The 23,667-nt window shown below is 54.9% G+C and carries 24 protein-coding genes and 1 riboswitch; of the genes, 12 read left to right on the forward strand and 12 right to left on the reverse strand.

Going from position 1 to position 23,667, the window contains the following annotated elements; translation table 11 throughout:
- Window positions 1-327: 327 nt before the first annotated feature.
- From NC979_RS02125 to NC979_RS02135, 3 genes are all read right to left on the reverse strand, one after another.
- Window positions 328-2,085 (reverse strand): adenylate/guanylate cyclase domain-containing protein, encoded by a 1,758-nt coding sequence (locus NC979_RS02125; protein ID WP_190523273.1) that lies wholly within the window; start codon window positions 2,083-2,085, stop codon window positions 328-330.
- Window positions 2,086-2,344: 259 nt separating this feature from the next.
- Complete coding sequence (locus tag NC979_RS02130) at window positions 2,345-3,547, reverse strand: glycosyltransferase family 2 protein (RefSeq protein WP_190523275.1); 1,203 nt, start codon at window positions 3,545-3,547, stop codon at window positions 2,345-2,347.
- A gap of 185 nt (window positions 3,548-3,732) precedes the next feature.
- On the reverse strand, window positions 3,733-4,554 hold the full coding sequence (locus NC979_RS02135; RefSeq protein ID WP_190523291.1) for an HAD-IIB family hydrolase: 822 nt from the start codon (window positions 4,552-4,554) through the stop codon (window positions 3,733-3,735).
- A gap of 386 nt (window positions 4,555-4,940) precedes the next feature.
- Here NC979_RS02135 and NC979_RS02140 point away from each other — a divergent pair, with 386 nt between their 5' ends.
- Entirely contained in the window at window positions 4,941-5,387 is a 447-nt protein-coding gene (locus NC979_RS02140) for a T3SS (YopN, CesT) and YbjN peptide-binding chaperone 1 (protein WP_190523293.1), read from the forward strand.
- 97 nt (window positions 5,388-5,484) lie between these two features.
- Entirely contained in the window at window positions 5,485-6,288 is an 804-nt protein-coding gene (locus NC979_RS02145) for a peptidoglycan recognition protein family protein (protein WP_347403980.1), read from the forward strand.
- Here NC979_RS02145 and NC979_RS02150 read toward each other — a convergent pair.
- From NC979_RS02150 to NC979_RS02165, 4 genes are all read right to left on the reverse strand, one after another.
- A complete protein-coding gene (locus tag NC979_RS02150) occupies window positions 6,285-6,986 on the reverse strand; it encodes a hypothetical protein (RefSeq protein ID WP_206755277.1) in 702 nt (233 codons plus the stop codon). The two genes, NC979_RS02145 and NC979_RS02150, sit on opposite strands and share 4 nt — an antisense overlap.
- 95 nt (window positions 6,987-7,081) lie before the next feature.
- Window positions 7,082-7,768, reverse strand: a complete 687-nt coding sequence (locus NC979_RS02155; protein ID WP_190523299.1) for a response regulator transcription factor — start codon at window positions 7,766-7,768, stop codon at window positions 7,082-7,084.
- A 212-nt stretch (window positions 7,769-7,980) separates the two neighbouring features.
- Window positions 7,981-8,742, reverse strand: coding sequence for a response regulator transcription factor (locus NC979_RS02160; protein ID WP_190523301.1), 762 nt, complete (start codon window positions 8,740-8,742; stop codon window positions 7,981-7,983).
- Window positions 8,743-8,855: 113 nt separating this feature from the next.
- Window positions 8,856-10,184 (reverse strand): aminopeptidase P family protein, encoded by a 1,329-nt coding sequence (locus NC979_RS02165; protein ID WP_190523303.1) that lies wholly within the window; start codon window positions 10,182-10,184, stop codon window positions 8,856-8,858.
- 241 nt (window positions 10,185-10,425) lie between these two features.
- On the opposite strand from NC979_RS02165, the gene NC979_RS02170 reads away from it, so the two are divergent.
- The 3 genes from NC979_RS02170 (at window position 10,426) to NC979_RS02180 (ending at window position 12,081) form a co-directional block, all read left to right on the forward strand.
- Complete coding sequence (locus NC979_RS02170; protein WP_190524570.1) at window positions 10,426-10,743, forward strand: hypothetical protein; 318 nt, start codon at window positions 10,426-10,428, stop codon at window positions 10,741-10,743.
- Between the two features lie 68 nt (window positions 10,744-10,811).
- Window positions 10,812-11,001, forward strand: a riboswitch (cobalamin riboswitch).
- Between the two features lie 119 nt (window positions 11,002-11,120).
- Window positions 11,121-11,579: a hypothetical protein gene (locus NC979_RS02175; protein ID WP_206755278.1), complete on the forward strand. Its 459-nt coding sequence runs from the start codon at window positions 11,121-11,123 to the stop codon at window positions 11,577-11,579.
- Between the two features lie 73 nt (window positions 11,580-11,652).
- Window positions 11,653-12,081, forward strand: coding sequence for a DUF1636 domain-containing protein (locus tag NC979_RS02180; RefSeq protein WP_242024177.1), 429 nt, complete (start codon window positions 11,653-11,655; stop codon window positions 12,079-12,081).
- Here NC979_RS02180 and NC979_RS02185 read toward each other — a convergent pair.
- The gene (locus NC979_RS02185; protein ID WP_190523307.1) at window positions 12,078-12,593 is read right to left on the reverse strand and encodes an ureidoglycolate lyase; all 516 of its coding nucleotides are present in this window, start codon (window positions 12,591-12,593) and stop codon (window positions 12,078-12,080) included. The genes NC979_RS02180 and NC979_RS02185 overlap by 4 nt on opposite strands.
- Window positions 12,594-12,723: 130 nt before the next feature.
- Window positions 12,724-12,885 carry a hypothetical protein gene (locus NC979_RS02190; protein ID WP_242024178.1) on the reverse strand — a complete coding sequence of 54 codons (162 nt, stop codon included), beginning with the start codon at window positions 12,883-12,885 and terminating at the stop codon, window positions 12,724-12,726.
- Here NC979_RS02190 and NC979_RS02195 point away from each other — a divergent pair.
- A complete protein-coding gene (locus NC979_RS02195) occupies window positions 12,856-13,689 on the forward strand; it encodes a Uma2 family endonuclease (protein WP_347403981.1) in 834 nt (277 codons plus the stop codon). The two genes, NC979_RS02190 and NC979_RS02195, sit on opposite strands and share 30 nt — an antisense overlap.
- Before the next feature lie 139 nt (window positions 13,690-13,828).
- On the opposite strand, the gene NC979_RS02200 is transcribed toward NC979_RS02195, so the two are convergent.
- The gene (locus NC979_RS02200; protein WP_190523311.1) at window positions 13,829-15,040 is read right to left on the reverse strand and encodes a hypothetical protein; all 1,212 of its coding nucleotides are present in this window, start codon (window positions 15,038-15,040) and stop codon (window positions 13,829-13,831) included.
- Window positions 15,041-15,477: 437 nt separating this feature from the next.
- Here NC979_RS02200 and NC979_RS02205 point away from each other — a divergent pair, with 437 nt between their 5' ends.
- Window positions 15,478-16,626: a pyridoxal-phosphate-dependent aminotransferase family protein gene (locus NC979_RS02205; RefSeq protein WP_190523313.1), complete on the forward strand. Its 1,149-nt coding sequence runs from the start codon at window positions 15,478-15,480 to the stop codon at window positions 16,624-16,626.
- A 223-nt stretch (window positions 16,627-16,849) separates the two neighbouring features.
- Here NC979_RS02205 and NC979_RS02210 read toward each other — a convergent pair whose 3' ends face one another.
- On the reverse strand, window positions 16,850-18,424 hold the full coding sequence (locus NC979_RS02210; RefSeq protein ID WP_190523314.1) for a DEAD/DEAH box helicase: 1,575 nt from the start codon (window positions 18,422-18,424) through the stop codon (window positions 16,850-16,852).
- A 215-nt stretch (window positions 18,425-18,639) separates the two neighbouring features.
- Between NC979_RS02210 and NC979_RS02215 the strand changes: the two genes are divergently transcribed.
- Window positions 18,640-19,602 (forward strand): aldo/keto reductase, encoded by a 963-nt coding sequence (locus NC979_RS02215; protein WP_190523315.1) that lies wholly within the window; start codon window positions 18,640-18,642, stop codon window positions 19,600-19,602.
- On the opposite strand, the gene NC979_RS02220 is transcribed toward NC979_RS02215, so the two are convergent.
- Entirely contained in the window at window positions 19,567-19,776 is a 210-nt protein-coding gene (locus NC979_RS02220; protein ID WP_190523316.1) for a hypothetical protein, read from the reverse strand. The two genes, NC979_RS02215 and NC979_RS02220, sit on opposite strands and share 36 nt — an antisense overlap.
- A gap of 153 nt (window positions 19,777-19,929) precedes the next feature.
- Between NC979_RS02220 and NC979_RS02225 the strand changes: the two genes are divergently transcribed.
- From NC979_RS02225 to NC979_RS02240, 4 genes are all read left to right on the forward strand, one after another.
- The gene (locus tag NC979_RS02225; protein WP_190523317.1) at window positions 19,930-20,217 is read left to right on the forward strand and encodes a YkvA family protein; all 288 of its coding nucleotides are present in this window, start codon (window positions 19,930-19,932) and stop codon (window positions 20,215-20,217) included.
- Window positions 20,217-21,059: a metal ABC transporter permease gene (locus tag NC979_RS02230; RefSeq protein ID WP_190523319.1), complete on the forward strand. Its 843-nt coding sequence runs from the start codon at window positions 20,217-20,219 to the stop codon at window positions 21,057-21,059. The genes NC979_RS02225 and NC979_RS02230 overlap by 1 nt, the downstream gene beginning before the upstream one ends.
- A gap of 358 nt (window positions 21,060-21,417) precedes the next feature.
- Complete coding sequence (locus tag NC979_RS02235) at window positions 21,418-22,236, forward strand: ABC transporter permease (protein WP_190523321.1); 819 nt, start codon at window positions 21,418-21,420, stop codon at window positions 22,234-22,236.
- Window positions 22,226-23,614, forward strand: a complete 1,389-nt coding sequence (locus tag NC979_RS02240; protein ID WP_190523323.1) for an ABC transporter ATP-binding protein — start codon at window positions 22,226-22,228, stop codon at window positions 23,612-23,614. The genes NC979_RS02235 and NC979_RS02240 overlap by 11 nt, the downstream gene beginning before the upstream one ends.
- The last annotated feature ends 53 nt before the right edge of the window (window positions 23,615-23,667 follow it).

Consider the following 23,667-nt stretch of genomic DNA (forward strand, 5'->3'; position numbering starts at 1 on the left):
AAGTACATACCCTCGATTTGGCAGGGATACCTTACAAGGCTGTTGCTAGATCAATTCAAAAGCTCGGGGAATTCCCTCAGCGCCTTTAGGGACAATTCAGCAGGATTGGGCACAAAAGCTAGGGGTCTTGTGACCCGGCTCTGGTACTGGTGCTTAATTGGCTGATTGCGACAAGCCTAACGACTGAGATCCAGGGTTCAAGGTGTACGGTCTAAGGTAGGCCGTACACCTTGAACCTTAAACCGTATACCCTTGCCCCCCACCGTTTATATTCGGCTTGGCAGACTACTAGTGGAATTCAGACCGCGAAGTAAGCCGTTTGAAACTCTAGGGAGTTGTAGGCTGAGTGCTTTCCCTACGAAGGGCGCAGAACAGTGCTTCAGGCCGGTGACCACGCAGCCAGTAGGTTTCCATTTCGCCACGCCCTTTAATAGCGATGCAGCCGCGACGTTCGAACCGGTATCTGTCCTTGAGGCGCTCATAGGTCGCAGCCGTAACCTGGATCTGACCAGGTTCGCTAGAGGCCTCCATACGGCTGGCCACATTGACGGCATCGCCCCAGAGATCGTAAATAAATTTTTTCGTGCCAATTACTCCGGCTACCACTACCCCGGTGTTGATGCCGATGCGGATCTCCAGCGGTTCCCCCGACTCGGCCTGGAAGGAAGCGGTGACCTGCTGCATCGCCAGGGCCATTTCGGCGATCGCCTCCGCATGATCGTCTCGCGGCATAGGTAGCCCGGCCGCCACCATGTAAGCATCGCCAATGGTTTTGATTTTCTCTAGATCTAGCTGTTCAGCTAGGCTGTCGAAAGCCGAGAAGATTTGGTTGAGCAGGTCTACCAGCTTAATGGGTGACAGATGGTGCGACAGGCTCGTGAACCCCACAATATCGGCAAATAGAATTGTCACCTCGTCAAAATGCTGAGGGATAGATGCCTTGGTCTGCATCAGCTCGCCCGCGATCGGCGCTGGAAGAATATTGAGCAAGAGCTGCTCAGCCTTTTGCTGCTCCTGGGCTAGTTTTGTATTGCTGATTTGCAGCTCACCCAGCATGTCGTTGATCTGTTGGCCCAGGGAACTCAGCTCATCGTTTCCCTGCACTGACACTCGTTGGGTGAGATCGTTAGAGCGTCCGATGTGCTGCACCTGCTGGCTAAGCCCCAGCAGCCGCCGCAAAATTACTCGATCGAGCAGTAGCAGCATGCCGCTGGTAAACACAAGACAAGACCCGAGCAGCGACCAGCCAAGATAGTGGCGACTAATCAGCCCTTGCCGGTAGATATCGCGGGGCAGCTTGACCTCCAGCAGTGCCTGGGGAGCGCCGTAGATGTCAGGCCAGAGAGTATAGCCCGTTAAGGTCTCAGCATTTTGAGGCCGTACTAGGGTAGCTGAGTCGGTGCGATCGCCAAGGGTCGTGAGGATAGGGCGCAGTGACTCCGATAATTCGTCTTGACCTAGGGAATAGAGCTGTAGATCTAGCCGCGTGCGCTGCGCTAGGGATTCAACGACGCTAGCACTCAGGGTTCGCCCCATGAGCAACGCCCCTCTAGAGGGACCTGTGGAATCGCTGCGCAGAATAGGCTCCACCACTACGAGCATAAGCTGTCCATCCACCATCACTAACCCTTGGTGGTTGGAGGCCAGGTGCTCAAACTCCATCAGCGGGCTGGTAGGAGTGAGCTGCTGGGCCAGATCGGGAGGTAGGGGTAGAAAGATTCTGTTGTCTAAGTCGTAGCCTGTGCCATAAACGATCTCGCCCTCAGGGTTGACGAAGGCTATAGCGTTGAGCTGTAGCCTTTCTAAGGCGTACTTGCTGAGATTTGACTCGAGATAGTTAGCGTTGCCGTCTTGGATAAAAGTATAGGTGTCGTTCCAAGCGGCCCAGTCTTCGGTAAGGCTTTGGAGTTGGGCTAGGTCACCCGCTAGCACCCCATCAACCCGTTGCAGGTTGCGCTGGGCATCCTGCTGCTCAAGGCGACTGTAGCTGCGCTGCAAGATCATGGAAAAACTGCCGTAGAGAATTGCCATCAGCCCCAGCAGAGGCAGCGTGGTCAGCAGTAGAGTTTTGTGGCGCAGTTTCATAAGGTTAGGGGCACTGTGGGGGGTGACACCCCTCAAAAGTACCTGTAGAGTACCCAAGACATACCACTCCAGCGATGTCCCTCACCATTGCTTTGAATTAAAGCGTCGTTTTTCAGCGCTTTTGTAAGGAGTCGTCGGGAGGGGATTTATTAAACTTAAAAGATTGGCAGTGTTACTCCGTGCTACCAATGACAGCTAAAACCTGCCCAAAATCACATCAGCCTTAGTGGTTGAGGAAGACTACTGCAACGGTAAAACGCTACCCGTCGCGCTCGGTGCGTACCCAGGTTTTTTCAGGTTTGACCAGAAATTTGAAGTACAGAGGAATTTTGTTGAGCACGTAGAGCGGCACCGTTAGCAGATCCTTAAGGGAGAGATCGCTGCGTCCGTAGCCTGCCCAGGCTAGGCTAACCCCGGTGCTGAGGGCAAGAACTGCCCCTAGGGCTATGTAGGCGGGCAGCCAGCTCAACCCAGCTAGGGCCGCCACTAGGCAGAGAGCTGCGATCGCCAAAGTCACCATGACTTGTAGCGAAATCGGCAGTACCGCCAGCTCTAGGGCCAGAGCGAGGAGGTCAACGCGCCCCTGGCGCAGGGCCTGACCCAGCAGCTTGGGCACGTACTCGCTCAACATCTGCAAATGACCATGCTCCCAGCGGGTGCGTTGGGTCGTGGCGGCTTGATTGCCGCTGGGTAGACGGCTGGTCACCCAGGCGCTTTGGCAAAACTGAGGTCCATAGCCAGCCAGCGCCAAATCGAGGCCGAGCTTCATGTCTTCGACGATGTGACCACTGGCGACATTGACCGCGATGGCGGCGTCCCAAGGCATGGCGATACCGGTACCGGTCAGCAGACACGGCTGCCCCAGCCGGTATAGCCCGAGGGGACGCACCCAGTTTTTGACCTTAAAGGCAAAGGCTGAAATGCCGTCTTTAAGCCCAGGGCTGGGGGGCTTTTCCATTAAATAGACAGCTTGAACCGGGCGCTGGCTGTGCTGGGCCTGGATTGCTAGAGCGGCTAAGCTGTGGGGCTGTAGGTCGCAATCGGCATCGACAAAAACAACAATGTCGGGTGGATTAGCCACGAGATGGCTGAGGCCAAAGTCGAGGGCATAACCCTTGCCGCGCTGGTTAACGTTGTGGCGCTCGATCACGGTGGCCCCCGCTTGACGGGCGGCCTCAGCGGTAGCATCGGTGCAGTTGTCGGCAATAACCAGCAGGCGATCGCTAGGACGCAGCTGGGGAAGAATAGTAGCTAAGGTGGTGGCAATGCCTTCAGCCTCGTTGTGGGCGGGCACCAGCACCGCTAGGGAAAGGTCGGCAGGCAGGGTAGAGGGGGTGGCAGACGACTGGGCTTTGCCCAAGGCCATCAGGCACTCGAGGGCAAAAAAGGCTGAGGTGGTCAGCAGCAGCAGCGGCAAAACCGCGAGCATGACCGTGATCAGGTCGCCTAGACTTACATTCATAACTACCCAACGTGTTTGACTTAATCGGTGCTGCTAGATTGCCCAGATCGCCAGGTCGTCCTGCGTCGGGGCCAACGCCCGCAGTAGGTACCTTAGCGAACCCTGTCCAATTCCACTAACTTCGCCCCATCAGATTTACAAGAGCTTCAAAAACCTGTGGTGTCAGCGCCAGGGCTGGCCTATAGCTAGGCCACTACCGCTGCTACAGCGGCTTCTACGGCGATCGCCCACCCCTCAGGCGCTGGCGCTGGGGCGACCTGCCAACCGCGATTAGCTAGCTGAGGATGGGGACCGTGGGCGCTGGGCAGTACAACCGGATAATCGACGTTCTCTAACATGTCGAGGTCGTTGGGGCTGTTGCCTAGCCCAATAGTAGTGATGGGCAAGGCCTTGGAACTGCTGGCTTGGTAGAGCTTCACCAACTGGTGTACGGCCCGGCCTTTGCCTGCATCGCTGCCAATCAGATGGGAGAAGCGATCGCCAATCACAACTCGAAACCCCATAGCTTCTACCGCCTCACGCAGCTGGTCAGCGGGCACATTTTTAGGAGTCATAAAGGGTTCCGTAAACTCCCTGGCCTTGGCTTGCTTGGCCTCTTCGGGGGATAGCCCGGTGAGCTGCACCACCTGGTCTACAGTCCAATCGCCGAAGCCTTTGAGGGGGCGACCGAGATCCTGGGCGATCGCCTTCAAACCAGCGCGAGCGGTGACGTAGTTGCAGCCCAGTTGCAGTATCCGGTAGCCATCAACATCGTCGCCTGGCGGTAGGGCAAAGTCTGTGTAGTCGGTGGGAATGTAGATGGCGCTGCCGTTTTCCACCACGAATGGATCGCGCAGGCCGACATCCTGCCGCAGTTGGGCGACCTCTTGACGGGTTTTGCTCGTGACCGGTACCACCGGAATGCCTTGGTCAGCAAGCTTGGCTAGGGTGGGCAAGGCCGCCTGGTAAGCGTAGGTTTCGCCATTGAGCAGGGTGCCGTCGAGGTCAGTGAAGATAATGCAGGCCATAGAAACAACGAGGGGGCGCTATAGATAAGGACAGAGGACCTATCCAAAGCCTACTGCAAGGGTCACCCTTAATTCTGACGTTTCAGATTCGGAGTAGAGGGCGCTGTGGTTTGCGATGGGCTTTGGCTTAGAGCGGCTGAAATTCCCGACTGGCAGAGAGCACGGGGCTACTGAGTAAATGGATAGATTTGAATCTGCTAGGGTCGTGGTGCGCTAGCGGTGTTGCCAAACGGCTGAGCTGCGAATAGGCAGCGAACGCGAGCTGACGTTAAAGCAAGAGTGAGACAATTGGAATGCTGCTTTTCCTTGGGTTCGTTCTAGGGCTAATCTGTTAGGGCTTTAGTTGACGGCTAAGGTTCTGCTGTTCGTTCCTCTAAGAGTGTTGTATGGAGTTTAAAACCCCTGGCCAGGAGGCGGTTTACCATCGAATTTTGCCCTGGATGCATGAGCTGTTTGGCGAAGCGCTGGTGGTATTTGAGGATGAACCCCTCTTCATTGTGAATTTGGGGTCGGCGGTGGCCTCGACTCGCGTGGTGCCCTGGCACGACTATGAAACGCTGATTACTACGCGAGCCTATGTAGTAACTGCGATTGACCTCACCCCTGAGTTGAGCTACTACCTGCTGCGGGAAAACAACGGCATCTACTTTGGCCGCTTTGCCTACGATGCTGAGGATGACATTGTGTTTGAGCACAGTCTGGTGGGTGAAACCTGCGATCGCCTCGATCTAAATCACTCCGTTGCCACCGTGATTCGCATTGCCGATAGCTACGACGACGAAATCGTCGCTCGCTGGGGAGGGCAGCGGGCCCTCGATCGCTGGGCTTCTTGACGATTTCACGTTGGTTCAGGGGTTTCATCGCAGGATGAGGGTTCATTGGGCCCATTTCGCGCTACAAAATAGTCTGACAATGCACCCGGAGGTTGCCGTGGCTCGTCGCTGGATTTGGATAGGGTTAGGGGGGGTGCTAGTGGCGCTGTTGAGCTTAGGGTTTGGTTCAGCCCGCGCGGCAGGCCCCCTAGAACCTATGCTCACTGTGAGAGGTTTGCCACCTATGCAAACCACGGCGGCGGCAACGCTTCAGCCGCTCAAAGCCGCTCAGCCGGAGCCAACTGATTTTGCGGCCCCAGAGCTGGCTCAGGCGGCTCCGCCCCGCCAGGTGACGGCCCTGGCCGACCCTACTAACTACGGCGATCGCTTTCTCACCGACATCAATGGCCAAGTCGTGCACAACGACTTCATTGCCGTGCTGCACGAAACCGTGGGCTCGGCTCAAAGTGCCCTTAACCTATTCCGGACGCGGCACCCGCGCGACCAAGACCAGGTCAGCTACCATGCCCTAATTGGCCGCGATGGCACGGTCTACTACATCGTGCCGCCTGAAAAACGGGCTTTTGGAGCCGGCAACTCCGTGTTCAATGGCCCTAATGGCCCAGAGGCGGTGCGCACCAATGCGGCGTTTCCCCCCTCGGTGAACAATTTTGCCTACCATGTGTCTTTGGAGACGCCCGGCGATGGCTTCAACAACCGCCGGAGCCACAGCGGCTATACCCAAGCTCAATATGATTCCCTAGCCTGGCTGCTGGCTCAGACCACCATTCCCGACAGCCGGATTACCACCCACCAAGCGGTCGATCGCTCCGGCAACCGCATGGATCCGCGCAGCTTTAACTCTTCTAGCTTTTTTAGCCAGCTGCGCCGCTACCCCACCCGTAGCAGCCTGACAGGCTAGGGGGCGACGTCGAACGACACGACCATTTCGTACACCGACGGCTCGAGCACCGTTAAGTTCGGGTCACTGCTAGCAAATATCTCGTCACCCATCGTGGCCTCGTAGGCTTCGAGATGTGCTGCTATAGCTGCGTCTGAGGGGGCTAGGCGCAGCCATAGGATGTCGTCGTACTGGGCTAGGGTAGTGTCTTCCAGCACAATTGTGCCGCCGTAGTCCCAGGCAAAGCCGTAGAGGTCGAAGTCGCCCAGCACTGCTTGAACCTCAGCGTAGGGCGCACCCACCCCTAACCCCTCTGGGGTTTGCCAGGCTTGGCCAAAGTCTTTGATGAGCCGGGGCCGACTTTGAGCGTCGTCAGCCCACACCACGGCAAACTGTTGGTCAGTACCAGGATTGACCACTGTGCCCACCTCTGTGCTGCCTTCCCCTAGGGAGATGGGGCGATCGCTCAGGGCAGCCTCACCATAGAAACTAGCTAAATCGGCGCGGCTCGTTTGGGCCGTAACCGGCCCCACTCGCTCGCCCGGAATCACCAGCTTGTCAAAATCCTCGCCGGGCGCATCGGGCGCTGCGGTAGCCGGTGTTTCAGCGGCAGTGCTGGGCTCCGACGGCTGTGCCTCGGGCAGCGCCTCCTGAAGTTGGCAGGCGCTTAAGGGCACTAACGCCAGACTAAAAACTACTGTCATCCACAATTGCGCCATGGTGATTCACCGAGTCGAGCGGCTTGGGCCCAAGTCAGGTAGCCGGGCTATTGCTTTGATCGAGACTAGGCGCGGTTGTTCTGAACGGTTGATGGCTAGGGCACCAGGTGGTGGCTAATGGCAAACCGCAGCAGCTCAGAACGGTTGCTGGTCTCGGTTTTGCGCAGCAGACTGCTGACATACTTTTCGACGGTGCGGGGGCTTAAAAATAAGCGATCGCCTATTTGAGCATTCGATAGCCCGTCCGATAGCAGCGTCAGCACATCCTGTTCCCGAGCAGTAAATTCAGCCACCATGTCGATTGGGTCAGGGGTCCAAGGCTCAACCGCTTCGCTGACTTCGCTCGACTGAAGGGCACGCTGCTGAGCAGTACTAAGAGCCACCTGCTGAATCCATGCCGACTGAATCAGCTGCGATCGCTCCAGCAAATTGCGCACGATCGCTCCGATTTCTTTCAGCTCAAAAGGTTTGGGCAAGTAGAGGTCACAGCCAAGCTGGTAGCCTCGAATTCGGTCTTGGGTCTGATTGTGGGCGGTGAGGAAAATCACTGGCAGCAGCCGAAAAGCCGGATACTGCCGCACCTTTTGCACCAACGTAAATCCATCGAGACCGGGCATGCCGATGTCGGTAATGATGAGCTGGGGTTGGTGGCTAAACACCTGGCTCAGCGCCATCTCGCCGTGGCTGGCCATCAGTACAGAATAGCCTTCAAGCTCTAAATAATCGCACAACGCAAGGCGAGTGCCCTCGTCGTCTTCGGCAATTAAAATGGTGAGCGGCATAGCGTTCTACCAGGGTTAGAGCGGCTGACAGGTCAAACATCACAGCCTACGGCCACGCTCTCAGCCTTGGCACGCAGCCGACTTTCGCTCCTGCCCCTTAAGCCTAAACGACAATTTAAGGACTCGGTTTATTTGTTGCTGAAGTTAAAGTCTTGTGAAGTAGGCACTCCGCAGGGATTAACATAGCCCCTGGCAACGGGTTTTGACAGCCCTTAGCCCAGACGATAACCAAAGCCACGCACGGTTTTCAGGTACTGCGGGTGGCTAGGGTCAACCTCCAGCTTTTCACGAATCCAACGAATGTGCACGTCTACGGTTTTGTTGTCGCCCATAAAATCGTGCCCCCAAACCTGGTCGATAATCTGATCCCGCGACCATACTCGCCGGGGTTGGCTCATAAACAGTTCCAGAATTCGAAATTCTTTGGGGGAAAGGTTAACTTCTTCGCCCTTCAAAAAGACACGGCACTCCTGGGGATGGAGCATGATGTCTTCAAATCGGAGCACGTTATCTTTCTCAACACTAGCTTTGCCACGCTGTCGGCGCAGCAGTGCCCGGCACCGGGCAACCAGTTCCCGCATGCCGAAGGGCTTGCTTAAGTAGTCGTCGGCACCAATTTCGAGCCCCACCACGCGATCGGTTTCGGTACCCTTAGCACTGAGCACTAAAATGGGCACGTCGATGCCCTGGTGGCGCAGCAGACGGCAGAGGTCAAGTCCATTCATGCCGGGCAGCATGAGGTCGAGTACCACCAGGTTGACTTCGGGTCGGTCGGTGCGGCTCGACACCGATGTGCCGCCCAGCATATCGAGAGCAGTCAAACCATCTTCGGCAACGAGAACATCAAATCCTTCCTCGGCCAACCCAAAGGCCAATGTTTCTCGAATCAATTCTTCATCTTCGACGATGAGTACCCGCCCTAAGCCAACCCGTAGGTTTGGCTGAGCCTGTGGCGCGAGGTCTACAGAATCCATAAGAAATGGTTAAAAACTGCTCACTGAGATCATATCAGCCCGCAGAGAGATGAGCGGTCTAGCAAAAGCTAAGACTTTGTAAACTCCAGCTTGGAGTGGGTAGAAAAAGCTCCTTAGGCTCTGCTAACCAGATCTTCTACAGCATCAGCGCGGGTAGGAAGGGCGGCAGTTAAAACAGTGCAACCCGTTGAGTTGATTTGCACGTCATCTTCAATGCGGATACCGCGTACCCCGTCAAAGGCCTTGAGACGGTCCCAGTTAATGGCATCGTCGTACTGGCCCGACTGCCGCGCCAGAGCGAGAATACCGGGTACTTGGTAAAAGCCGGGTTCGATGGTGACTACCATGTTGGCCGCTAAGGACCGGTCTAGGCGAAGAAATTTGAGCCCAAAGCGATCGCTGCGAGAGCGACCTGGCTCATAGCCCGCCATATCCCCTAAATCTTCCATATCGTGCACATCTAGCCCCAGCAGATGCCCCACCCCATGGGGAAAAAATAGGGCGTGCACATCCCGCTCGACCAAAGCATCAGGGTTTCCCCTCAGAATCCCCAGATCGACTAACCCCGCCGCCAGGGTGCGGCAGGCTAGCAGGTGTAGATCTCGGTACTCAATCCCAGGGCGAGCGGCGGCAATGCAGGCATCGTGGGCGACCAGCACCAGGTTGTATATATCCCGCTGGGGGGCGGTGAATTGGCCAGATACAGGCCAGGTGCGAGTAATGTCCGAAGCCCAGCCACTAGGGGCCTCGGCCCCTACGTCGGCTAGCAGCAGATCGCCCGGAGCCAGGGCATGGTGGTACTGCTCATTGTGGAGCACTTCGCCGTGGACGGTGACAATGCTGTTGTAGGCGCAGGTCATGCCCTGGCCTATAATCACCTGCTCCATGGCGGCCCGCACCTGGGCCTCAGTGGTTGCCCCCGGAGTGGCAACCATACCGGCTTTGTGGGCGGCGACGGAGACCGCCGCCGCCTGTTTGATTTGGTCAAGGGCGTAGTCATCGTGGTGCAATCGCAGGGCCACCAGGGCTTCGACCAAAGCTCTGCGACGTTCTGCGGCGGTGGTTTGGGCGGAAAGGGTCGCCGCTTCGCCTAAATAGGCGTCTAGGTCTTGATAAGGATAGGCGGCGTCGGCTCCGATATCAGCGGCGATCGCGTCTCGACTAGGGCTTGGCCCGTGCCACAGAGCCGCTTCGGTGGAGGTCTCATCCATAAACAGCGTCAGCCTTCCCCCTTCAAGATGAAGGGCAGCATTGGCCAGGGGCAGGCCCGCAAAGTACAAAAAATGGCTGTTGGCCCGAAAGGGATAGGTGTTGGCCGGAAAGTTGCGCGACACTGCCTGCCCCGACCACAGCACCACTGGCCCTGGATGAAGCTCAGCTAGGCGATCGCGGCGCTGCCGTAGCGCCGCAGCCAGCGATAAAGAGGTGGTCTGAGGGGGCATAGACAACCAAAGCCGACGACCTCTTTAGTCTGCCACAGCACACCAGTCCTAAAGATGTAACAAACTTGACAGGCTAGATCTAGCTTTAAACCTCGATTGCCAGTCGTTAACCCCAAAGAAGAGAAACATCCCTTAAAATGAAACCAATAAAATTAATTTTTTGTGAATTCTCCATTCAAAGCTCAGTTCAAATGAACTACTGTTGAATCTATAACGGCTAGCCTATCTCAGGTGCAGCGCTATGGCTTCCTTAACGATTTGTCTAGGATCACGGGTTCGCCTTAAGGGTCAAGACGACCACGTACCCGATTTTGTAGTAGTGCGGTGTGAGCGCGATCGCTGCTGGGTGCGCCAGCAAGACTGGGCTCCTGGTACCGAAATCAAAGTCAGTTTCAAGCAGATTCTAGTGCCTCCAGAGGCAGGCTCAACTCTGACAGTAGATCTGGCTCAGCAGGTCAAAGCATCAGGATTGTTGGCCGGCCACGGTGACCACCGCGCGGGAGAGAACGTGGTTTATATGGACGCCTACCGCCGTCGCCCTGCCCCTCAGAAGCGGTAGCGTTGATGGATGATAGTTTTGAGCTCTAAGTTGCAACGATTTGTTGCAGATGCTTCGTCCCTAAGGTGTTAGGATGCAGCTCTGTCGGTTTTAGCGGGGGTCAGCCGCTGAAGGAAACGGGGAAAGCGCAGCGAAAATCTGCCACTGTCCCGCAGCTGTGAGGCGATTTTAGAGTTCGGATTTTGGATTGACACTTCTCCAACGTCTAGACCTTAAAATTCTCCAAGTCAGAATGCCCGCCGATGGATGCCCACTGTTATTTCCATCTGCGAGGTACAGATGACTATAAATAGTTTTTGGTTTGCTCTAGGGCGCTGTAGCCCTGGGCGATATTTTTTGCTGCTGCACCAGGCCCCAAGCGATCGCCGGTGGTGGCTGTGCGCATAGATGACAGCGTGTGGCAGGGCTGTAGCGATTGGCAGCCGCTGTTTATTCGCGAATATTGGCTGCCCATAGGTCACCTCGCCTGGCAGGGGTTTTTGCAGCAGGGCCGAGGCATGATGCTGTGCGAGGTTCACGCTAGCACCGCCACGGTGGACTGGAGACGCACAGCGGTGCCCTACACTGCCCGTTTTGTGGCCGCAGGTGTCGTAGCTGCCTGCTGTCACGACCTCGGTCTGCCAGCTGATCAATTGCCTGCTCTAGCCGAGGCCATAGCGACCTACGACCCCGCCCAGGATGCGATCTTGCTCTTGATTGGAGACTCGCGCCCCTATGTGAGCTGCCTAAAGGCGTGGGCGGTGCCACCGCCGGAGTGCTCTCGCCAGATGGGCGATTCGCGAAGCGATCTGTCCTGGAATCGCCAGGCCGAGTTTACCGTCACTCCCAAATCTTAATTTCTCGGTTTTGTCGGTCTCCCAAGCTTCGAGGCTGGCTGGCAAATCCTATTCACCTATCTGTTTGAACCCAATGACCCAACCAACTTTATTTGTCTGCGCCCTGTGTAAATTCCCCGCCGCTGAGTCTGGCGTGGGCGATACCCCTGGAGGGCAGCACCTGATCGACCAGCTAACGAACTGCCTAGCCGCCGAAACCGGTTCGGGCGAAATCACCCTTCAGCCGGTGCGCTGCATGGCTGCTTGCGATCGCGCCTGCAACGCTGCCCTCAGCGCCCCCGGCAAGCTGACCTTTATCTTCAATGACCTTTTGCCCAGCCAGTCAGCCTCCGACTTGGCAGAGTTTTGTCGCCAGTACGCCGCTGCCGCTAACGGCAAGGTGCCCTACGGGCTGCGATCGCCCGCCATCAAGCAGGCCACAGCCTATGTGCTGCCGCCGCTATTAGCCGAGGGAGTAGAGGCTGCAATTCCGGAACGGAGCGCTTCGCGAGTTACCCATTAACTCATCCACTCTCCACCGACAATCTCAAACTCCAGCCCAAAATCCTGGGCCAAACTACAGGTTTGGTGGTCAGTAATGTTGGTGTCGCTCAGCTCTAAGTTGTAGAAGCTGATGGCGGCATCGGTAAAGTAAGGCCCTGCGTGCCAAGTGCCTACCTCTAGCTTGATAAAGCAGTTGCCGGGAATGTGAAAGGCGCGGATTTTACTCGGGTCGGGCTGCTCAGCCTTCCCCGGTGGAGCGACTGCCATAAACCAATCTTTGCCCTCCAGTGCTCCTAGGCACTGGGTACAACGTTGGTGCCGAGTAATAGTGCGAAACCGGGTGCCCTTGGCCTCTAGGGTCATGATGTAAAAGTGGGGAATGCCGCGATCGAGCTTGAGCTGGGCATCGCTAGGGCCGAAGGTAGCGCCGTCGGCACTGGGGAAGATCACCTGACCAAAGGGTGCAAAGCTCTCTGGGGTGATGGGCTGTGCCGTCAATTGCTGAAGGGTGAGGGGGGGAGAGTCATCCATTGGTACCGAGTTTTTGCAACTGTGGCGATCGCTAGCTCATGCTTACCTACGGTGGTTGCTCGATGTCTTGTAGGAGGAGACCATCATAAGATCCACTGGCTCAAGGCTATTGCCATGATAGCTTCTCAGCTTAGCTTTCCCCAGGCTTCAGCGTATCGGGTACCGCCATTGGAAAGTGGCGACCGCTCATCCGCCCTGAGTTTGAGCGCGCCATGCCGCCGCTGCCGTTACCAAAGCCGAGCTGGTCGAAGGAGTCGTCTATGTGGCCTCGCCCCTGCGGTTTCAACAGCACGCCGAGCTTCACAGCCGATTAGATACTCGGCTGGGTACCTATGTGGCCTTTACCTCCGGCACTCGCTCAGGCATTGAACCCACAGTGCGCATTGATCTAGATAACGAGCCTCAGCCCGATATTGTATTTGTGATGGATAAATTGACGGGCGGACAGGCTCGACTCAGTAAAGATGGCTACTTAGAAGGTTCGCCGAAACTGGTGATTGAGATTACCGTCAGCAGTGCGGCCATTGACCAGGGCGATAAAAAGCAGGCCTATTGGCGCAACGGGGTGGCAGAGTACCTGGTTTGGCAGGTGTTTGAAAACAAAATTGACCGATATGCGCTCAACGATGGTGATTATCAGCCGTTGCCAGTGGATGATGATGGGGTGATTCGCAGCCGTCAGTTTCCGAGGCTTTGGTTAGCGGCGAACGCCATCCTACAGGGAGATATGGCTCAGGTGTTAACGGTATTCAGTCGCCAGAGCACCAGGCATTTGTGGTTTCACTGGAGCGATCGCCGTAATCAAGCGCAACACTGCCGCCGCGTCGTCGTAACCGAGGAAGGAGGACATGTTATGACCTGTGACCATGCTAGAGCGTTAGCCTTAGCTAAAGCAGGGCAGTGGGATGCTGCTCACAACCTCGTGCAGCCCTACTACGATCGCAACTCCTGCCTGATTCACGCCTACCTACATCGGGTCGAGGGAGACAACGGCAACGCCCGTTACTGGTATCGGCAGGCTGGGGAAACCATGCCCGCCAATACGCTGGAGGAAGAATTGGAGCGGTTAACTGATGCGATTGTGGGTCAGGCGTAAATGGATTCACCGGCCCGGCGTTGGGCAGCCCATTACGACGTCTCCTGCAAATAATTCAGGAAAGACTGGACCCAGAGTAGCTGTATGTTTTTGCAATCCCCAGAACTAACTAACTAGTTGGAAGAAGCTCTGGAACCCATCATGATTCAGGAGGTGGCAACGGCGTACAGCGGCCATGGCGTAGAGCCAGCAACCGATACATCACCATAGCTGTCATGGTGGCAGAAATACCCCACATCGTGGCGATCGCAACAGAGCTCGTCAAAATCAACCCGGTGGTTGTATGGCCGATAGCTCGGGTAACAGAACCCAAAATAAACCAGCCCAGCCCCCAACTAACCGCACCGCTAATGACTTGAATTAAAACCCACCAGGCCATACCAGGAATCTGGGTATAAAAGACTAGCCCCTGAATACCACCGATTATCAGGCCCCCAACAGCTCCACTCATGATTAAACTGCTGTGAAAGGCAACATAAGGCCGCACCATTCTGCTCAGGACCACCCCTAACATCGTGGCCAGAGTCCATCGCACTGTTCCCGAAGCCCCCAAACGCAGCATTGAACCCTGCAAGAGACCGACTACAGCTCCTAGAACATAGGGAATGATTAGGTTTTGCTCAGCAGGGACGCTGATTACGGCTAATCCGCAGCCTAAAACCGTCAAGCCAACCCAGAGGAAGCAGAACTTCCAGGCCCTATGAGGGGGATAATTGGCGGCCAAGAATAGGGGACGGTTAAAGGCAGAAAAATTCATAGGAATGTCGTTGACGTAACGTTGGACCAGGGACGATACCATCGGTGGCGACTCCACCTGCCTGCCCTGCCAATAGCATACCCTTGCCTCCTGAGCCCATAGCGTAATGCGAAACCCCAAAACCCACGGGCAAGAGTAGTAGCGCTCCACATACCAGCGAATTTCTTCCAGTTCCACCGGCCCCGGGGGCGAGGTAAAGTGGTCGCAGCGGCTGGTAATACGGCGGCTATGGTCACGGTTGCAATCGGTAGAAATGTAGGTGAGTTCGGCGGTGATGGTGGCGCGGCGAATGCCATCCTGCTCGGTAATAATGGGATCGCTGAGCGTCAGCAGCAATTCCTCCACGGGTTCAACCGCAACGGGTCCGCCAGTGACCAAATCCGCAGGCAGCTCTAACCTCAGGGCCGCCGAGATTTGCGGCATGGCCTCGGTGAGGCCGTTGGAGCTGTCTTTAACGAAAATGTGGATCGGTTCGCTGGGGAAGAAGGGCTTGAGGATGCCCCGTTGTACCCCCGGCAGCACCACAGGAATCACCTTATAGCCATCGGTGCGGGTCTGAGCCACCTCCGAGGCCAGGCGAATTTTCTTTTGCACTCAGGCCGAGCCTAGGGCATCCAGGCTGACGACCACCAAAAAATGGCGGGCGGTGCGGATGGCCTTTTCAATGCTGGGGGGAGCGCATCCCCGCCGGCCAGTTCTCGGGAATCCACCTAGGTAGTTTGGCCGTGCAACTCAAGCGTTTCCCACAGTCGCTTCACGGTGGGGTCGTCTCTGCTGGAGTGGGAGATAAAGATATGGTCGCCCATGCCCAGGTTTGGCTTTACGAGGTGGTGCGTGGATGCTGACTACCTTTTGCACCATCAAGATAGCCGCCCTTTTTCCAGAAAGCCCAGGTTTTGCTACCCTAACCAGCGGCTGATTCAAACTACGTTGGCTACTTCTTACAACACCTAAAAGAAAATTCTCACCCTCTAACCCTTGTTGGTAAGCTGGAGGTTTGTTCTTCGATCGCAGAGTTGGGGCAGTAAGGCATGGATAACAAGTTGATGCTGATGATTCCGGGGCCGACCCCGGTACCCGAGCAGGTGCTGTTGGCCATGGCCAAGCATCCCATGGGCCACCGTAGCGGAGAGTTTAGCGCCCTGATGGGCGAGGTGACTGAAAACCTCAAGTGGCTGCACCAGACCAAAAACGACGTGCTGGTGCTCTGCTCCAGCGGCACCGGGGCCATGGAAGCCGGCATTATCAACTTCCTCAGCGCGGGCGATAAGGTTCTGGTGGGCAACAACGGCAAGTTTGGCGAACGCTGGGGCGAAGTAGCCCGCGCCTACGGCCTCGATACCCACGAAATTACCGCTGAGTGGGGCAAACCCCTCAACCCCGACGACTTCAAAGCAGCCCTAGAGACCGACACCGCTAAAGATATTAAAGCGGTAATTATTACCCACAGCGAAACCTCTACCGGGGTGCTCAACGATGTGGAAACTATAAACAGCCATGTCAAAGCCCACGGCGCGCTAATCATGCTGGATGCGGTGACTAGCCTAGGAGCTATCTCGGTACCGGTGGACGAGTGGGGTCTAGATGTGGTGGCTTCAGGTTCCCAAAAGGGCTACATGATTCCTCCCGGGCTGGCCTTCGTCAGCGTCAGCGCCAAGGCTTGGGAAGCCTACGAAACGGCTACATTGCCCAAGTTCTACCTCGACCTCAAGCCCTACAGCAAAGGGGCGGCTAAGAATACGACTCCGTTTACCCCCCCGGTCAACCTGTTCTTTGCCCTGCACGCGGCTTTGCAAATGATGCAGAAAGAGGGACTAGAGGCGATCTTTGCTCGCCACGATCGCCAGAAGCGAGCCACCCGCGCCGCCATGGCTGCCCTCAACCTGCCGCTGTTTGGGGCCGACGACTGCGCTAGCCCAGCCATCACTGCCGTCATGCCCCAGGGGGTAGACGCGGAGCAAATTCGCTCGGTGATGAAGAAGCAGTTTGACATTGTCTTAGCTGGGGGCCAAGACCACCTGAAGGGCAAGATCTTTCGGATTGGGCACCTGGGCTTTGTGAGCGATCGCGACATTCTCACCGCCGTCGCATCTTTAGAAGCCACCCTGACCAAGCTGGGCTACGACCAGTTCACCCCTGGGGCTGGGGTCAACGCCGCTGGCCAAATTCTGCTGGCCTAGACTCACCCCTAAAGGCCCTGGCTAAATCGCTTAACGCGGGTCACCATCCGCTGAAAGCTTCCGGGGCCGCACTCTTTCTCAAACTCCAGTACGATCCAGTCTTAGCGCTTGCCAATGCACTTGGCGCTTTCTGGTAGGGTGCATTCGTGCGAAGCACAATGCACCTAGAGAATCTACGCCAAGAGGTGGTGCATTGCTGCGCGAATGCACCCTACGTTCGTCGTTAAATAACTTGGCGTAGATTCGCCATTCGTTGAAAGCTGCCGGGGCCGCACTCTTTTTCAAACTCTTGCACAATCCAGTCCTGGCGTTTGCCGATGCGCTTGGCGCTTTTTTGCAGGTATTCAAAATACTCCAGCATCTGTGTAGGGGTGGGCCGAGGGCCGAGGATCGAGCCCAAGCACCAAGCATCTTTCGGCCTGCGACCGCAGTGCTCCCAGAACGATCGCTCCGCCCAGGTTGGCGCATTGCCACGCATATAGGCGCGACGGCGGTGGCTGTGAAACAGCTCTACCAGGGTAGGAATGTCGTTGATCTGGTGGGCCTGGTCGGCGGAGTAAATTTCCACCATGTCCTCCAGGTTGAGCGGGCGCTCATTAATCCACTGGTGGCCGCAGTCGGGGCACTTGGCGATGAACGACAGCACAATGCGCCCGCACTGGGGGCAGGGCTTTGTCGGTGGTGGATTGCCCCCCTCGCTGTCCTTTTGGGTCTGTACCGGCAGGTTGTAGTCCTTGATGTCTTCGGGAAAACCCAGGCGCTCCAGATTGCCCGCCTGATCGAGAATGATGCCGTACTGCTTGCCCGTCTGGGGCGAGATTCGCATCACTCGGCCAATCTGTTGTAGGTGTAGGGCGCTCGACTGGGTGGGCCGCAGCATCAGCCCCACCTCTACGCTGGGTTCGTCAAAGCCGATGCTGATCACATTGCAGGAGGTGAGCACCAGGATCTTTTCTTCCCGCAGGTCGCTGTACATGCGTTTGCGGTCTTTGATCGGGGTGCTCCCTTCTACCGTGTCAGCAGTAATGCCCGCCGCGCGAAAGGCATCGGCCACGTGGCGGGCGTGCTCGAGATCCACACAAAAGGCGATCGTGCGCTTGCCGGGGCAGAGGCGCTGCCACTCGCGGACAATTTTTTCGATCAGCTCGGGGCGATCACAGGCATTCTTCAGCCCGACCTCATCGTAGTCGCCCCGCACGGTCTTGACTTCCTTCAGGTTGACGACCCCGTCGGGGGGCATGCTGTAGTACTTCATTGGGGCTAAAAAGCCCCGCTGTTGCAGGTCACTGGGCACGGGCGAGGCCACCAGGGTATCCATAACGTCGCCCAGCTGCTCCTTGCCCAGGCGCTTGGGGGTTGCGGTCATCACCAGGTGCACGGCATTGGGGAAGGTTTTGAGCACTTTTTTGCCCACCTGGCTAAACAGGGTAATGTGGCCCTCGTCGTAGAACACTACATCGGGCACCCACTGCTTCCACCACTGTCGCTTTGACATGGTTTGAATGCTGGCGATCTGAATTGGGGCGTCGCGGTTCTCTTCCCAACCCGCTTTTATAAAGCCGCAGTGCAGGCCAAAAGATTCCATCTTTTCGTAAGTTTGGCCCACCAGCACATCCAGATGTACTAAGAACATTAGCCGCTTCCCTGCTCGCTCGGCATGGGCGCAGATTTGTCCGCTAATCACGGTTTTGCCCGCTCCAGTGCCGGCAATAATCGCTACCCGCTTGTGCCCCTCGTTGAGCTTGCGGTAGAGGTCATTGATGAGGTCAACCTGATAGGGGCGCAGTTGGGGAGGCATGGGGAGTGGATGGGTGGGCGGGTAACTGGGTGGATGGGCGAATGATTGGCTTTTTGGTTTCGAGCGTTCACAAGATATCCGGTAACTGTCACCTACCTGTCACCCAACACCCCCTCAATAATAAACGGGTACTACCTTCTGCTCTCGCGATCAAGAGCGCCAGTGGCAACGGCGCTATCATGCAGGTAGCTAAATCCAGGGATGGGCGCTTGAGCATGGAAACTCGCAAGTTGGGCAACACCGATATTGAAATCACTCCGCTGATTTTTGGTACTTGGCAGGCGGGTAAGAGCGGCTGGGTCGGCATAGAAGACCAGGATGTGATTGACGCGATGCAGGCAGCGCTGGATGCGGGGATAACCACCTTCGACACGGCGGAGGTCTACGGCAACGGCTATTCTGAGGAGCTGGTGGGCAAGGCGCTGTCGGATCGGCGCGACCAGGTTGTGCTAGCTACCAAGGTCTTCGCCAACCACCTCAAGGCTGACCAGGTGCTCGAGGCCTGCGAGAAGTCTCTCCAGCGTATGCAAACCGACGTTATTGACCTCTACCAAATCCACTGGCCGTCGGGGGCATTTAAGAGCGAGGTGGTGCCCATTGGTGAAACTATGGAAGCGCTGAATCAGCTGAAGGAACAGGGCAAAATTCGCGCGATCGGGGTGTCGAACTTTTCCAAGGCACAGATCGAAGAGGCCGCGCAGTACGGCCGCATTGATAGCCTTCAGCCGCCCTACTCGCTCTTTTGGCGTGGGGTGGAAACCGAGCTGTTGCCCTACTGCGTGGAGCATAACCTGACGATCCTCTCCTACTCATCCCTGGCTCAGGGGTTGCTCACCGGCAAGTTTGGCCCCGACCACCAGTTTCCAAAGGAAGACATTCGCAGCAAAAACAAGCTGTTTCAGCCGCCAATTTACGACAAAGCCCAGGCTGCCTTAGAGAATCTGCGTCCTATCGCCGATCGCTATAACACCACCTTGGGGAATTTGGCCCTAGCCTGGCTGATTGCTCAGCCTCAGACCACAGCGATCGTCGGAGCGCGCAACACGGAGCAGGCCGTGGAAAATGCCAAGGCAGCGGCGATTGCGCTCTCTGCGGACGATTTGGCGGCGATCGATGCCATTAGTCGCACCGTGACTGACGACCTACCCACTGACCCAGTGATGTGGGCCTTTGGGTAAAGGACTGCCTTTACCTTGGCCCTCCATGTGCCCATTTCCTTCGACGAGGATCGCCAACCCTCCGCGCAGGAACGTTCGAGCGGCTTGCTCAGCTTCGACTTTGCGGTGCAGGCGTTGCAGCGGTGGGGGGGCACCGCGATCGCTGAGCTTGACAGTGGTGGTAATGGTGGACAATTTAAAGGGCGTAGGCTTTGCGCTCTCTAGAGGAAACAGAAATCCACAGTAGTTTCGCTGCGAGGTTGTCCGCAGAAAGCGCCTAGACGATCGCCCAAGAGATTGTATTAAAGTAGTCGGTGACGAGTCCCAGCCCTTCTCTCCGCCTCCCCCATGAAAATTCCGTTCTTTAGTCGTCTCTACAGCGGCCTACTGAAGCATCCCCGCTACCGCTGGGTCGTCATGGGTGCGTCGCTCATCTACCTGCTGAGCCCTATCGACATTTCCCCCGACTTTATTCCCGTAGCGGGCTGGATTGATGATGGCGTAGTGGCCACCTTGCTAGCCACTGGCATTACCCAAGTCCTACTCGATCGCCGCCAGACCCTAAAAGCTCAGAAAACCCTGGCCGACAATGCTACCAGAGTGACATCTCTGCCTACCGACCCCAAGAACTCCTAATGAACTGGCTGCTTGACCCGCTCAACTACGACTTTATGCGTCAGGCGCTGCTGGCCAGTCTGCTAGTAGGTATCTTGTGCCCGGTGGTCGGCACCTATCTGATTGTGCAGCGCATGGCCATGCTCGGGGATGTGGTAGCCCATGGGGTGCTGCCGGGTCTAGCGATCGCCAGCTTTTTCAACCTCCCCATCCTGCTGGGGGCGTTTACCATGGGTCTGTTTAGCACCGCCGTCATTACCTGGATTCGCAGCCAGTCCCGCATTAAAGTCGATACGGCAATGGCCATTACCTTTTCCACCTTTTTCTCCCTGGGCATCACCCTGCTGACGGTGTTTCGCAGCCGTGTTTCCCTAGAACAGCTGTTGTTTGGCGATATCCTGAGCATCAGCCCTAGTGATGTCTGGCAAATTGCTGCGATCGCTGGACTAGTGCTGGTAGGCGTAGCCCTGTTTTACAAAGAACTGCTGTTCTTCACCTTCGACCCACTTGGCGCTGAAGCCCTAGGACTACCCGTCAACGCCGTCAACCTCGGTCTGATGACCGGTATAACCCTAGCCATCATCGCTGGCATGAAAACCGTAGGTGTAATTTTGGTTGTGGCCCTCATGGTTGGCCCTGCCGCCACCGCCTATCTGCTGGTCAAAGAACTCCACTGGATGATGATCCTAGGCGCAGTTCTAGGAGTACTCTTTGGGATCGTGGGCATGTACAGCAGCTACTATTTAGACATTCCAGCGGGGCCTGCGATCGGTCTGACGGTATTTGCTGGGTTCTTGCTAGCTCTGCTGTTTAGCCCCCGTCAAGGCATTTTCACCCGGCGTTTCCAAAAAGAGTGTAGCTAATAGGCATCCTCTTCTGGTTCACAGTCAGCTACAATTACCATCTACCTTATGTTTTTTCGTTTAGCTAAAGGCCTAAACTCTTATAGCTGAATTTGGCGTCAAGCCCAGTCAACTGAAACCCATAAGTAGGAAATATTTTGTTGATGCCAGAGTGCCCTACGATTAAATTGGTCAGCCAAAACCTTTGCCAAAGTCTGATTAATATCTATGCTTTAAAGATACAGCTCCACCAACGAATGGTTCGACCAAAACGAGGAATGAGAGTGATTCAGTTTTTTGGTTTGTAATAAAAACCTCATCTTCTTAATAAGGTTCTTGTTATCTCATCTGAGTTCTTTGAAGTATTTATTTTTGACTGATGCAGCAGTTTAGCTCTACGCCCAATGAATTAGTAGCAAGCTTTTGGCGTCACCGTGAACTCATCGGCTCCCTTATTCAACGCGATATCGTAGGTCGATATCGTGGATCCGCATTGGGCATAATTTGGTCTTTTATCCACCCAATGTTTATGCTGGCCGTTTACACCTTTGTATTTAGCGTTGTTTTTCAGGCTAGATGGGGAAATGGTAGCGATTCTAAAGCTGAGTTTGCACTAGTTCTTTTTGCTGGTCTGATTGTTTTTAACCTGTTTGCTGAATGTGTAAATCGAGCATCTGGATTAATTACGTCAAATGTTAACTATGTAAAGCGGGTTGTCTTTCCGTTGGAGATACTTCCCTGGGTAACTTTAGGCTCAGCTCTTTTCCATGGCCTAATGAGCATCATTGTATGGTTAGTGTTCTATATAGTGCTGTTCGGTTTGCCCAAGATTAGTATAATTTTGCTACCGGCAATAATTTTACCTCTCATTTTCTTGACTATGGGGCTTACTTGGTTTTTTGCAGCTCTGGGGGTCTATCTCCGTGATATCTCGCAGGTAACTACGATTATGACCACAGTGCTCATGTTTCTGTCCCCGATTTTCTACCCTGCCTCAGCTTTGCCGCAGAATTTTCAGCCCATACTCCTTCTAAACCCACTTACCCCTGCCCTTGAGCAATTTAGAGGAGTATTAATGTGGGGTGAAGTACCTAGGTTTCATGCTTGGGTATTGTACTTATCACTAACAGCTACTGTAGGTTGGTTAGGCTTTGCTTGGTTCCAAAAAGTACGTAGAGGATTTTCTGATGTCCTCTGACTTGGCGATTAGTGTCAACAGTCTCAGCAAATGCTATCAGATCTATGAGAAGCCTCAAGATCGTTTACTCCAAATGCTTAGTAGAAGCAAAAAACAGTACTTCAAAGAGTTTTGGGCGCTAAAAGACATATCATTTGAAATCGAAAAGGGTGAAACATTTGGCATAGTTGGTCGCAATGGTAGCGGTAAGAGTACTCTCCTTCAGATACTTGCTGGGACTCTAGCTCAGACAAGTGGAGCTGTAACTGTAAATGGTCGAATTGCGGCTTTGTTAGAATTAGGTAGCGGTTTCAATCCCGATTTTACGGGTCGGGAAAATGTTTTTTTGAACGGCAGCATATTAGGCTTAACAAAGCAAGATATTGCCAGTCGTTACGATGAAATTGTGGAATTTGCTGATATAGGCGAATTCATCGATCAGCCGGTCAAGACATACTCCAGCGGTATGTTTGTGCGCCTTGCATTTGCTGTGCAAGCTCATATTGACGCGAGCATTGTTATTATCGATGAGGCTTTAGCAGTAGGAGATGTCTTTTTTAGGCAAAAGTGCTATTCCCGCCTCGAGCAGCTAAGAAATTCTGGCGCAGCTGTGCTTATAGTCTCCCATTCTCTGCCTGATATCGAACAATATTGCACGCGAGCTATTTTACTCGATCATGGCAATCAAGAGTTTATAGGCTCATCTAGCGAAGCTGTTAAAAAGTATTACTTACTAAATCAATCGACTCGCCAATATTGGTCGGAGAAGCACAGCGTTGAGCTTTCTGAAAACCATCATCAGCCGTTCGACCTTCAGGAATTCTCTGTGCCGCCTAGAGAATTATTCCTTGATTTGTCAGGCAAAAATCAAGTTAACCAAGGAGGTGCTATTTGTACAGGAATCATCTTGTGCGACAACAAAAATCAACCCTGTTATAGTTTTCGGCAGGGTGACGAAGCCATTTTTTACTACGAGTTTGAGCTGCTAACTGCTGTAGAAATTCCTATTTGTGGGGTTGTCTTAAAAAATGATCGCGGGATTATTGTTCATGGCAAAAATAGTTGGCAAGTTAACCACGATCTGCCAAAAGCTATAGTTACTGGTAGTAGAATTTTGAGTCAGCATAAAATAACTCTAAATTTACAGCCTGGCGAATATACCTTTGAAATTGCCTTAGCTTCGTTAGAAAACTTTTGGTGGCAAAAACGTGAACACGTTTCCCATGAAGAAATCTCTTCCCAATTTCATAGGCTCTGTTGCCTTCCTGATGCCGGTTCTTTTACAATTGGGTTCGCTTCCAAGGATGGAGTGAGTGTTCTAACACATCATGGAATTGCTGACTTGCCAGGCGACATAAGGAGTACTTGTATCTTACAGTCCTCCGAGAAAGAAAATTGATATTTGAATCCTAAATAGTTCGAAATTAATCAATTTGCTGGTTTAACCTTTAA

The organism is Leptolyngbya subtilissima AS-A7, from assembly GCF_039962255.1.
Lineage (GTDB): Bacteria > Cyanobacteriota > Cyanobacteriia > Phormidesmidales > Phormidesmidaceae > Nodosilinea.